The sequence below is a fragment of the Archangium violaceum Cb vi76 genome, from assembly GCF_000733295.1.
GTDB lineage: Bacteria > Myxococcota > Myxococcia > Myxococcales > Myxococcaceae > Archangium > Archangium violaceum.
This window is the reverse complement of the sequence record NZ_JPMI01000322.1, coordinates 59,839-71,172: the sequence shown is the minus strand read 5'-3', so window position 1 is coordinate 71,172 and position 11,334 is coordinate 59,839. Positions and strand designations below refer to the sequence as shown.

9 protein-coding genes are annotated in these 11,334 nt (G+C 68.4%); 5 read left to right on the top strand and 4 right to left on the bottom strand.

All coding sequences use genetic code 11. The features are described 5' to 3' along the window. Positions 1 to 72: 72 nt before the first annotated feature. Entirely contained in the window at positions 73 to 2,040 is a 1,968-nt protein-coding gene (locus Q664_RS43660) for a Hint domain-containing protein (protein WP_152622676.1), read from the bottom strand. Between the two features lie 261 nt (positions 2,041 to 2,301). Next, positions 2,302 to 2,886 carry a hypothetical protein gene (locus Q664_RS43655; protein ID WP_043410644.1) on the bottom strand — a complete coding sequence of 195 codons (585 nt, stop codon included), beginning with the start codon at positions 2,884 to 2,886 and terminating at the stop codon, positions 2,302 to 2,304. Between the two features lie 199 nt (positions 2,887 to 3,085). Here Q664_RS43655 and Q664_RS43650 point away from each other — a divergent pair, with 199 nt between their 5' ends. The 3 genes from Q664_RS43650 (at position 3,086) to Q664_RS43640 (ending at position 6,714) form a co-directional block, all read left to right on the top strand. After that, the gene (locus Q664_RS43650; protein WP_043410641.1) at positions 3,086 to 4,297 is read left to right on the top strand and encodes an OmpP1/FadL family transporter; all 1,212 of its coding nucleotides are present in this window, start codon (positions 3,086 to 3,088) and stop codon (positions 4,295 to 4,297) included. Between the two features lie 94 nt (positions 4,298 to 4,391). Then, on the top strand, positions 4,392 to 5,669 hold the full coding sequence (locus Q664_RS43645) for a YecA family protein (RefSeq protein ID WP_043410639.1): 1,278 nt from the start codon (positions 4,392 to 4,394) through the stop codon (positions 5,667 to 5,669). 217 nt (positions 5,670 to 5,886) lie between these two features. Then, a complete protein-coding gene (locus Q664_RS43640; protein WP_043410740.1) occupies positions 5,887 to 6,714 on the top strand; it encodes a methyltransferase domain-containing protein in 828 nt (275 codons plus the stop codon). Between the two features lie 16 nt (positions 6,715 to 6,730). Here the strand turns inward: Q664_RS43640 and Q664_RS43635 are convergent, their stop codons facing one another. Then, positions 6,731 to 7,303 carry a class I SAM-dependent methyltransferase gene (locus Q664_RS43635; protein ID WP_235217104.1) on the bottom strand — a complete coding sequence of 191 codons (573 nt, stop codon included), beginning with the start codon at positions 7,301 to 7,303 and terminating at the stop codon, positions 6,731 to 6,733. 298 nt (positions 7,304 to 7,601) lie between these two features. On the opposite strand from Q664_RS43635, the gene Q664_RS55720 reads away from it, so the two are divergent. Together Q664_RS55720 and Q664_RS43625 are read left to right on the top strand one after the other, a co-directional pair. Beyond that, complete coding sequence (locus Q664_RS55720; RefSeq protein ID WP_052519426.1) at positions 7,602 to 8,672, top strand: AAA family ATPase; 1,071 nt, start codon at positions 7,602 to 7,604, stop codon at positions 8,670 to 8,672. Position 8,673: 1 nt separating this feature from the next. Next, a complete protein-coding gene (locus Q664_RS43625) occupies positions 8,674 to 9,471 on the top strand; it encodes a hypothetical protein (RefSeq protein WP_043410634.1) in 798 nt (265 codons plus the stop codon). A gap of 123 nt (positions 9,472 to 9,594) precedes the next feature. Here Q664_RS43625 and Q664_RS43620 read toward each other — a convergent pair whose 3' ends face one another. Beyond that, the gene (locus Q664_RS43620) at positions 9,595 to 11,160 is read right to left on the bottom strand and encodes an LVIVD repeat-containing protein (protein WP_043410631.1); all 1,566 of its coding nucleotides are present in this window, start codon (positions 11,158 to 11,160) and stop codon (positions 9,595 to 9,597) included. Positions 11,161 to 11,334: the final 174 nt, after the last annotated feature.

Here is an 11,334-nt window from a genome sequence, read left to right as displayed (position 1 = left end):
GCGCACAAGCAGAAGGGCCGCCCCGGTGTGTCCGGGACGGCCCCTCGGGGACCTCGAGCACCTGGCCGTGGGCTACCGGCGCGCTCGCGCCAGCTTCCGGGCCTGGGACAGCCGGAAGTCCTCGTGCCAGGCGCCGTTCAGCCGCGCCAGCAGCGCCCGCGCGTCCACCCGCCGGGCCTTCTCCAGCGCCTCCTGCATCTGGCTGTCACCCACCAGGAAACCATCGGCGTACAGCGTGCGCGCCTCGGGCCCCAGCCCGGCCAGCTCCTCCGGCGTGCCCAGCGCGAAGTTGTAGACGGCCCCGGCATAGGGGACGCGCTCCACCGCCACCAGCTTCCGGGCACCGGTGCGCGTCAACACCGCGTCACCCACCTTCAGCTCGCTGGCCGGCACCACCCCGCGCGCCGCCGTCACCATGGGGTGCGTCTGCGTCACCCGCACCTCGCGGCCCTGCTCGTCGCGCAGCTTCACCAGCGGGTTGCTCTCCCCACCGCGCGTCACCGACGTCACCGTCAGCGCCCGCTCCGTGCCCTGGCTCAGCAGCTTCTCGCCCACCTTCACCTGCTCCACCGGCACGCTCCGGCCGTCCGCCCGCGTCACCCGCGTCCCCTCCGCCAGGCACCCGCGCTTGTAGTCCACCGGCCTCACCTCCTTCTTCGACGGGCAGCGGAAGGGCTCCGGCTCGCCGCCATACGGGTCCGGGCAGAATCCCTCGGTGTAGACCCACATCTCCAGCCGCACGTTCTGCGCGTGCATCAGGCAGTTGCCCGTGCCGAAATCCATGATGCCGTCGAAGGGGTATTCGCCGGACGCGGTGGGCGTCACCGTCCAGGGCAGCTCGCCCTTGCCCACCACCGTGCCGGCCGCCGTGCCCGCGTCGCACCAGCCCCCGTCATCCACCAGGATGGCCGCCACCTTGCTGCTCACCTTCGTCACCTGGCACTCCTCCAGGACGTGGGGCATGAAGTGGCCGCGCACGGGCAACTGGAAGCGTGATGGATCCATCGGCTTCACCGGGGCCTCGAAGTACGCGTCCGGGTCGGGAATCCACGTCGGCGTGCCCGTCGCGCCACCGGAGGCCCTCGTGGCGTCCACGTCCACCCCGGCGATGCCCGTGGCCCCCGAGGCCGGAAAGGGCGTCCACGTCCCATCCGCCTCCCGGCGCACCATCCCGTAATCACAATCCAGGTAGCCGCCGATCGCCCCGCGCTCCAGGCACACGCGGATGTGCTTCTCGATCGTGTCCCTGAGCAGATCCTTCGGGTGCTCCAGGACGATGTCGCCCTCGCCCAGCCCCGGCACCGGGTGAAGCGTGGCCGAGACCGACGTATAGGTGAACTGCTCCTCGCCCGTCGTCTCGTTGAAGGCCATGGCCAGCGAGTCCACCAGCAGCAGCTTGTCGTCCTGCCGCGGCACGGAGAGCGCGAGCGGCGGCGTCTCCAACACCTTGACGGCGTACTCCTCGTGGGACTCACTGGCGAGGTACTGGAAGGACATCTGGTCCTCGTCCGTGACGAAGGCCGTGAGGTCCACGTAGCCATAGTCCGAGCCACCGAAGCACGAGGTGAGCGCCGTGCCATGGAAGCGGGCGGTGGCGTCGTCCCCTCCACCGAGGCCGAGCGGAATCATGTGTCCGCACGCCATGCCGTCCGCCGTGGCCGTCAGGCCCGCGGCGAGGACTCCATCCCCCGGAGCATGCATGGGCCGCTCGGGCAGGGGCAGCCGGCGGTGGAGCTCGTCCAGGCGCACGAAGAGCTGGGGCGCGTTGAGCGCGGAGAGCCCCGAGGCCTTCAACCGGTTCAAGACGAAGCGGTAGTGCACCTCGTCGCTCAGGTCCAGGGGCATCTTCTCGTTGTCACCGCTCCGCAAGGCCTGCGCGCGCAGGGCCGCCTGCCATTGCCCGTAGCGCCGCACCATCTCGCGCGAGTCCTCCGCGAGCTGTTTCGTGTCCACCTGTCCGGAGGCGGGGGTTTGCCGCTGCTGGCCGCACGCGGACGAGAGCGCGGCCACCATCATCAGGGTCAGCAAGGAACTTCGCATGATTCCATCCGAAGCAAGGGGGATGAGGGTGCACCTCCCCTACCCAGGGAGGAGGAGCCCTGGTGTCGTGGTCACGGGTGGAGTTCAAGGTGATGGGTCGGAGTGCACACGTCCCGGCTCACCGCCAACGTGTATCCGCCTCGCGCGGCGTGCAGAGGGAAGGCGGTTGCCTGTTGAATCCCGGAACACCCGAGTCAGACGTGCGTCGCACGCCCGACGTTCAAGGGTGACTCCGGATGGACGCGGTGGGAAAACTTTTTCCTACTTCTTCTTCACCGACTCGAGCAGCTTGCGGAAGTTCTTCTCCGCGGCGGCGACGGTGCGCTCGGGGCCGGTGAGCTTGAAGAAGAGCGGGCCCTCGGGACCCTCGACGATGGCGCCCAGCAGACGGTAGCCGGGCTTGGGCGTGGAGGGGCCCATCATGGGGCCGCCGCCGGTATAGGTGCCCTTGACGTCCAGCGTGGTGACGCCGAGGCCGTTGAGGGTCTCCTTCTTGGAGCGCGCGTCCTTCTCGCTGATGGGGGTGCCATCCGCCTTCTGGAACTGGCCCAGCCAGCGCTTCACGTTGGCGTCCACCGCGCCGCCCTGACCGGCGCCGAAGTAGAAGATGGCCAGCTCGGCGGCCTCGGCATCCCCCTTGGCCGGAGCGATGCGGTAGGTGGCCACGCGCATGGGCCGGGTGCCCTGCGTCTCCCAGCCCGAGGGAGACGTCCAGGTGAGGCCGCCCGCCTCGGGAGCGCCCTGGGGAGCCTGCGCCTGGGAGGCCGGAGGAGGAGTCTGCTGCGCCTGGGCCTGGGCCACGCCCACGGCCGCCATGAGTGTCATCGCACCGAGCAGTCTTTTCATGGGCCCAACCTATATCCGGGAACCGCCCCAGCGGCATCGTCCGTCTTCCACCCGACGCGAAGCCGCGACCCCCCGCCCCCTCTGTCCGGCAGCACACGCACCATGGCCCGAAAGGCGGGGGATGCCTCACTCCAGGTACGAGTCAACCTTACCCCACCAAAGACAAACGCAGTCGGTCGTCGCGAAGAAGGACTCGCGTATGAAGAAGACACTCACGGTCGTGACGCTGCTCGCCGCGGGCGCCAGCCAGGCAGCCGGCATCGCCATCGACACCCAGGGCGCCCGCGCCACCGGCATGGGCTCGACGGGTGTGGCGAGCTCGAAGGATGCCGCCTCCATCTACTACAACCCGGCGGGCATCCTGGGGGTGAAGAAGCTGGACGTCCAGCTCGGCGACTCGCTCATCCTCGGGCACCTGGGCTTCACCGCCACCGCAACGGGCGTCGAGCAGACGCAGAATCCGGTGTCACCCCCGCCGCACGGCTACATCGTCTACAAGCCCATCGAGCAGTTCGCGGTGGGCGTGGGTGTGTTCACGCCCTATGGCGCCAACAGCAAATGGCCGGACGACTTCGTGGGACGGCAGATCGCCCTCGAGTCGCAGGTGGCCACCTTCGACATCAACCCGACGCTGGCGTATGCGCCGCTGAGCTGGCTGCGGCTCGGGGTGGGCTTCCAGTCCGTCTACGGAACCGTCGATGCCCGCCGGCAGCTCGTCGTGCCCCCGCCCTCCCCCGCCGCCGGAGCCACGGGCGAGGTGGCGTTGTCCACCAGCGCCTGGGGCATTGGCTACAACGCGGGCATCCAGGCGGACCTGCTGCAGGGGACGGTGACGCTCGGCGTGCAATACCGCAGCCGGGTGGTGATGGACCTCGCGGGCGACGCGGACTTCTCGGGCTTCCCGGACCCGGTGGCCCCGGCGTTCCCGGATCAGCCCGTCCAGTTGGATATCGAGATGCCGGCCACGTTGGGGCTGGGCGCGTCCGTCAAGCCGCTGGAGAAGCTGACGCTGGCCGTCGACGTCAACTGGGTGCAGTGGTCCAGCGTCCAACAGCTCCTCTACGAGTTCCAGACGACGCCCGAATTCAACCAGCCCTCCGTCAAGAACTGGGAGGACCGGTGGAACTTCCACGTGGGCGGTGAGTACCTGGTGACGGACGCGCTGGCGGTGCGCGCGGGCTTCGTCTACGACCCGACACCCTCTCCCCCGGAGACGCTCGCGCCGGACCTGCCGGACGCGGACCGCATCCGCGTCTCGCTGGGCGCGGGCTATGCCTTCGGGGGCTTCCGGGTGGACGCGGCCTACCAGTTCGTCTCCCTGCTGGAGACCGAGAGCACCTTCCCGCCGCTGCCAGGCACCTACCAGGGCTCCGCCCACGTGATTGGACTGACGCTCGGTTACTCGCCCTGACGCGCTCGCCCTGCTAGGGAGCACACCTGGGTGAAGAGGGGGCCCGGCACTACCGTGTGCCGGGCTCCGTCATTTCAGAGAGGTGTGTGAGGACATGAGCTCCCAGAAGCCCGGACGCAACGACCCCTGTCCCTGCGGAAGTGGCAAGAAGTACAAGGCCTGCCATGCCGCCGAGGACCGGGCGAAGGAGGCGGCCGCCGCGCCCAGGCCCGCCACGCACCCGCTCGCCAATGACTTGCAGGCGGCGATGGACATGCTCGGGGGCGGGGACATGTCGCGCGTGTCCGAGGGGTTGGACCACCTGGGCGAGCTGTTGACGCAGTGGGGCCCGGCCCCGGGCCTGCGCTTCGATGCGGCGGCCTTCGACAAGCACGTGTCGCGGGAGCTGGAGCGGCTGGAGGACGCCGTGGCGAGGGACCCGGCGCAGGCGCGCAACTCGCTGCGGCTGGGCACGGTGCGCGAGCTGGGGACGCGGGCCTTCCTGGAGAAGCTGCGGACCACGTTGTTGGTGCGGGCCACGACGGCGGGCCTGAGCGCGGAGGACCGACAGGTGTTGTGCCTGGGGGCGCTGCTGGCCACCACGCCGAAGACGGGCAGCTTCCGGCCCGAGGACCGGCCCGTGCTGGACGTGGTGTTCGGCGTGCAGTTCCGCGAGTGGGGCGCCAGGCACGGCCAGGAGCTGGCGTCGAAGCTGGAGGCGCTCGCCGAGCACGCGGACCTCTCGGACGAGGCGCGCGAGGTGCTGCGCAAGGCGGGCGAGGGCGAGATGGAGCCGCTGGTGAAGTACGTGGAGTCGGATCCGCAGTTGGCGGCGCGCATCACCCAGGAGGCGAAGGAGCGCTCGGCGCGGGTGGAGGCGGCGATACGCCAGAGCATGACACCGTCCGTCTTCACACCCGAGGAGCAGGTGTGGCTCACCAGTGTGTTGTGGGAGCCGCTGAACGCGTTGAAGACGCCGGGGATGGACGCGAAGGCCCGGAGCGCGGCGGTGTCCTCGTTCCTGGGGGCGGTGAGGACGGCCCTGGACACGGACCGGGAGATGCTGCCGGGGATGCTGGAGCGGATGCGGGCGAAGGCGAAGGACGCGGCGTTGGACGAGACGACGCGGGCCTTCTTCTCGGACGCGGCGGTGGCCTTCGAGGCGGAGCCGGTGCGGATGATATTGGCGGCGATCCTCACGTCGTACAGCGAGCCGCAGGCGCGCTCGGCGGAGGAGCAGGTGGTGAGGGCGGACCTGGAGGCGAAGACGCGGTGGACGGCGGAGGACCTGGAGCCCTACCGGAAGCTGATGGGAGACATGAACCTGCCGGCGGCCGCCGAGCGGATCCACCGCGCCCAGGAGTGGCTGCGCGCCCACCCCATCGCGATGTGAGGGATTGCGAGCACCCTCTCCCTCTGGGAGAGGGCTGGGGTGAGGGGAGAGGGCCCCCCGCACCGCAGGTGAAGCCGGCACGGGCGAGGAGAGCCGCTCTTCCAGGATGATCCAGGCTGAAACGAGGGTGGGAGGGGAGGTCCGAGGGGTGCGAGCGGGGTGACACAACGCGAGCCCCGCGACCCACACGGGCTTGAGGCGTATGCTGTGGGGAACCATGACCGCGGCAAGCAAGACGACACCGGAAGCCGTAGCGCGGCACTACGACTACATCACGCCGTTCTACGAGATCATCGGCAGCAGGAGCCTGCACCTGGGCTATTGGCCCCCGGGTGAATCCGGCGGAACCTTCGCCGAGGCCCAGCAACGCTTCACGGACCTGATGATCCAACAGCTCGGGGCCCAGAAGGGGCACCGGGTGCTCGACATCGGCAGTGGGCTCGGGGAGCCGGCGACGCGCCTGGCACAGAGCAGCGGATGCATGGTGGAGGGAATCACCATCAGCCCCCGGCAGGCCGCGCAGGCCGAGCGCTGGGCGAGCCTCCATGGCACGAGTGGGCAGACCTCGTTCACCTGCGGCAACGCCATGTCGCTGCCGTTCCAGGCGGGGTCGTTCGACGCGGCCTGGGCGCTCGAGTCGCTCTTCCACATGCCGGACAAGGCCGCGGCACTGCGCGAGGTGGGGCGCGTCCTCCATCCGGGCGGACGGCTGCTCATCGCGGACATCGTCGTCCAGGAGAAGGCGTCGCCGGAGGACCAGACGTTCCTCCAGAACGCGTTCGTCGCCCGGAGCTACATGAGCCCCGAGGACTACCCGTATCTCATCCGCGACACGGGCTACGAGGTCGAGCAGGTGCTGGACATCACCCAGAACGTCATGGCGACCTTCGATGCGGTGTCCGCCGCCATCCGGGAGAAGGAGGAGGAGGTGCGCCGGGCGTACAGCGACGAATTCCTCGCGGCCATCCAGGAGCAATGGTCGCGCATCGCGGAGACCGCGATGCGCAGCATGGGCTACATCGTCATCACGGCGAAGCGGGTGTGAGCGGGTGGCCGCGCGCTCACCCGCGCTGGAACTCCAGGAAGTACTGGTCCGGCAGGAAGTCGTGCGTCTGGGTCTGCCGGTAGCCCGCCGCCTCCAGTTCCCCGCGCACCTGCTCGGGTGAGAGCTTGTGCTGCCGGGGCGGCCCCTTCGGCGACTCCACGCGGAAGTCGATGATGACCACCCGCCCCCCGGGCCTCAGCTTCTCACCGAGCCGCTTCATGTAGGCCACCCGGTCGCCGATGTGGTGGTACGTGTCCACGATGAGCGCCACGTCCACCGGCTCCGGCAGCTTCGCATCCCCCGGCTCGGCCAGCACCGCTTCCAGGTTGCCCAGGTTCTCGCGCTTCGCGCGCTCACTCATGAAGCGCGCCATGTCCGGCTCGATGTCCACGCCGTACACCCGCCCCTGGGGCACCGCCCGCGCCAGCCTCACCGCGAAGTAGCCCGTCCCCGCTCCGATGTCCGCCACCTTCGCGTCCGCCGGCAGGGACAGGGCCTTCACGACTTCGTCCGGCTTCTGCCATGCATCGCGCTCCGGCTCCTCGAAGCGCTTCACCCACTCCTCCGCGTTCTCGAAGCGGTGCGGCATCCCCCCGTGGTGCTCTCCGTGAGCGTGCTTCGTGTGGGCCGGTGCTTCGCTCGGCTCAGGGGATGCGCGGTGCGCGCAGGCCGCGGCGGACAGTAGCCATGCGGCGAAGAGGGTGCTCACGGCTCGGGGTCGGGGAAAGACACTCGGGGTCATCTGGCTGCCTCCGTTTCAGGAGCACCGAGCGTATGTCCCACGGGGCCCGTGTCCACCACCCGGAATGCGGGCTCCTTATGCTCCACCTCCCGCAGCGTGACCTTGCTAGGGTGCCCCGCCAGGAACGGCTGAAGGAACCCCCTGGATGATCACGTCCATTCAACTCCGGAGCTTCAAGGGCCACCGCGACACCACCGTCCCCCTGGGACGACTGACCGTGCTCGTTGGCCCCAATGGCACTGGGAAGACCAGTGTGCTCCAGGCGCTCAACTTGATGGATAGGTTGATGAACGAGCAACCTCTCGCGGTCCTTCGGGGCGACATGAGCCCCCAGGATCTCCTGCGCCGGTCGGAACAGCAGCCCATCACCCTCGCCGCAGAGGGAACGGATCATGCGCTTCCATGGAAGCTCGCCATCCAATTCTCTCAACCAGCTTCAGGCGATCACCAAGCAATCAGGGTCGACTGGTCTCATGGCGGAAGCGACGGTCGCGTGGACACGGTCGCCATCCCATCGCAACGAAGGCTCGCATCGCTCATCGGCCCAGCGGTGCTCTACCATTTCGATGCCCACCGGATCTCCGCCACTGCCTATAGTTCCGAGGAGAACCCCGCTGTGGACGCGGATGGGAGCAACACGGCGGTTGCCCTCGCGGCCCTGAAGCTCGAGCGGGAGGAAGCCTTCGAGCAGATCGAGTCGGAGCTTCGCAAGATCGTCCCAGGCGTTCAGCGGATTCGCGTCCGACGGGTCAAGATGTCCCAGTCGCCGAACCAGACCGAGCCGCCAATCGGCAACAAGGTCTTCATCGACTTCAAGGATGCCCCCGATGTTCCAGCGCACGGAGCCAGCGAGGGCACGCTCATCACCCTCGCGCTGCTGACCGCGCTCTGCAGCCCGAACCGCCCGCGCCTCCTGCTGCTCGATGACATCGATCAATCACTCCATCCCCAGGCCCAGATGGAACTGATGGGCGAGCTCAAGCGCCTGCTCGAGGGCTTCCCGGAGGTCCAGCTCGTCGCCACCACGCATTCCCCCTACATCCTCGACGCGCTCGATCCCTCCGATGTCCGTGTGTTCGCTCCACGCAAGGACGGCTCGGTCGCATGTAGAAGCCTCTCGGAGCACCCACAGGCTGAGAAGATGCGCGGCGTCCTCACCGCAGGCCAGCTCTGGAGCCTCGACCCGGAGTGGCGCTGGGTCGTAGGAGAGCAGTGAAATGGCGAGGCTCCTCGTCTTCTGTGAGTCCCCCGCCGACTTCGAGACCATCCAGGGGCTGGTCGATCGTGTCCTCCGGAAGCAAGGTCCCGATTGGGTCCGGGAACTGCTCGAGGGCCCTTCCGAAGATGCCCGGAAGGGATTCCGCGATTGGGTACCCGACGGAGAGGGCAGAGGCTATTTCGACCTCCACAAGCTGGCGACCTATGCGAACCGTCTCAAGCTCCGTGTGCCCCAGGGACACTTCGCGGGGCATCCGGGAGAAGCCGGTGCCCTCATGGGACGCACTGCTTTCCTCGTGGCCCGCGAACTCGCACTGAGTGGCACGGCGATCGACGCGGTCATCCTCGTGTGGGACATGGATGACCAGGGAGCGGCCAGACGCACGGGTCTGGACCAGGCCAGCGCCGAGGCCCGGCCCCTTGTCTCATTCGAAATCGTCCTCGGCTGTCCCGACCCGATGCGTGAGGCCTGGGTGCTCGCTGGATTCGAACCCCAATCGGAGGCTGAACGGGCCGCCCTCGCCGACATGCGCCAGGAACTTGGGTTCAACCCCTGCGAGGAAGCACACAGGCTCGATGCGAAGAAGGAGCATGCCAAACGGAGCCCCAAGCGCGTGCTCGATGTCCTCACTGCCAGCGAGCACGAGCGAGAAGTTCGGTGCTGGACCGAGGCGCCCCTCGTCCTTTTGCACGCTCGCGGCACGCTCAGTGGATTGACCACGTTCCTCGACAAGACCGCGGAATCGCTGGTTCCACGCTTGAGCGGTGTTCCTCCCAGACCGCTGACGCAGGACTGACAGCGGGGTGCTCCATAACCCTCACCCCGTCCCTCTCCCAGAGGGAGAGGGGCGAGATGCAGCCCCCGTGACAGGCACCCTCACCCCGTCCCTCTCCCGGGGGGAGAGGGGTTGTTTGGGTGCTCAGAGCTCCGGGAAGATGAGCAGCCCCCTCGAGGTGTCGATGACGTACACGTACCCGTCTCCTGGCACACGCATGCCGATCGCTCCCTCGTAGAAGCTCTCCCCTCGGCCCGGGTCCGTCTCGCGGAACGTGTTGTAGTGCGCCACTTCCCTCGGGCTCTCCGGCACCGAGACGTCCAGCACCCTCACTCCATGGTGGTAGTACGCGATGTAGAGCCGCTCCCCCTTCAGCACCATGTTGTGGATGGAGGCGTTCTCCTCCAGCTTGTACTCGCCCAACCGCTTCGGTTGCGCCGGATCCGTCACGTCCAGCACCCGCAGGTGCGCGCCCCAGTTCTCCCCTCCCTCGAACGCGATGCGCCTGTCCCCGAACTTCCCCACCGCGTTCGCGTGACTCGTCGCGTACGGGTACTTGTACGCCCCCACCTTCCTCGGATTCGCCGGGTCGCTCACGTCCACCATCACGTACCCTCCCGACCAGTGGTTGATGTACAGCATCCCCTCGAAGGCCAGCGCGTCGTGCGGATAGCCCACCGTCGGATCCGTCCCCGCTCCCACCTCCGCGTAATCGCCCAGCCGCCTCGGCTCCAGGGGATTCTGGATGTCGTAGATGAACGTCCGCGGCGACGGGCTCGGTGACATCGCGTACAGCCGCTCCCCCTCCACGAACACCGTGTGCACGTTGAGCAGCCCCTGTCCCGACGACACGCTCTTCACCAGTTGTGGACTCGCCGGGTTCGTGATGTCGAACACCACCACCCCCGAGTCCGCGCTCGCCACGTACAGCGCGTTCCCCTTCGCCCACACCCCGTTCCAATAGTTGTCGTTGGGCAGGCTGAACCACGTCTTGAACACCGGCGCCTCCGGGTTGCTCACATCGAAGACCGTGAGCCCTCCCCGCTCGACTCCATCCGGCACCGACACCACGTACGCATGGCCCTGGGTCACGTAGATGTCCACCGGCATGCCCCCCTCCACGAACGACTCGGAGACCCGCCTCAACCCCGAGGCCTCCGCCTCGCCCGCGCGCTGCTCCCAGCGCTCCGCCACGAAGGTGCCCGCGCTGGTCCGCTTCCCGTTGCGGCAGTTGACGTAGCAGCCGTACAGCCGCTTGCCCTCGGCCCGGCACCCCACCACCGAGTTGCGCAAAGAGACCGAGGACGACTGCGCGCGCGTGCTCGACAGGAAGAAGGTGTCCGCGTCCACCTGCCGCTGCGTCGGCGCCGCTCCCCGGAACGAGTCCTCGCTCCCATCCGCCGACACGCGGAAGGAACCCGCCCCGATGCCCGGGGACTCCGCGTCCAGCCGGTACAGCATCGTGTAGATGCCATCCCCCGGAATGCCGGCCAGCGAGCCCGCGTCACATCGGGAGACATCGAAGCCCTCCAGGTCTCCGCAGGCGAACTCCGTGGTGTTGCGCACCGTGCACGCCGCGTAGCGGCCCGTGTCCACCCAATCTCCCTCCACATCGTTGGTGACCGGCGGCTCCGGCGGCTCGCGATCGCAGGCGGACAACGGCAGGACTCCAAGGGCCAGGACCGCACAGGCACGACGCGTCCATTTCATGTCGGCGTTTCCTTTCATGGCTCGGTGCGCCCACGATACCGCGCCCCTCGAGGGCCTCGCTCCCACCCGCGCGCACGCCCGGTGAACGAGCGGGCCACCAGACACATATCGGTCCCCTCTCACCGGGCACCGGTATACCCTTCCACCCCAGCCATTTATCGTGCGGGTTCCGTC

What these genes read in the sequence shown, in the direction of transcription:
- Q664_RS43660 (WP_152622676.1), bottom strand. Translation starts at nt 2,040, where the DNA reads ATGCGAAGTTCCTTGCTGACCCTGATGATGGTGGCCGCGCTCTCGTCC.
- Q664_RS43655 (WP_043410644.1), bottom strand. Translation starts at nt 2,886, where the DNA reads ATGAAAAGACTGCTCGGTGCGATGACACTCATGGCGGCCGTGGGCGTG.
- Q664_RS43650 (WP_043410641.1), top strand. Translation starts at nt 3,086, where the DNA reads ATGAAGAAGACACTCACGGTCGTGACGCTGCTCGCCGCGGGCGCCAGC.
- Q664_RS43645 (WP_043410639.1), top strand. Translation starts at nt 4,392, where the DNA reads ATGAGCTCCCAGAAGCCCGGACGCAACGACCCCTGTCCCTGCGGAAGT.
- Q664_RS43640 (WP_043410740.1), top strand. Translation starts at nt 5,887, where the DNA reads ATGACCGCGGCAAGCAAGACGACACCGGAAGCCGTAGCGCGGCACTAC.
- Q664_RS43635 (WP_235217104.1), bottom strand. Translation starts at nt 7,303, where the DNA reads ATGCCGCACCGCTTCGAGAACGCGGAGGAGTGGGTGAAGCGCTTCGAG.
- Q664_RS55720 (WP_052519426.1), top strand. Translation starts at nt 7,602, where the DNA reads ATGATCACGTCCATTCAACTCCGGAGCTTCAAGGGCCACCGCGACACC.
- Q664_RS43625 (WP_043410634.1), top strand. Translation starts at nt 8,674, where the DNA reads ATGGCGAGGCTCCTCGTCTTCTGTGAGTCCCCCGCCGACTTCGAGACC.
- Q664_RS43620 (WP_043410631.1), bottom strand. Translation starts at nt 11,160, where the DNA reads ATGAAATGGACGCGTCGTGCCTGTGCGGTCCTGGCCCTTGGAGTCCTG.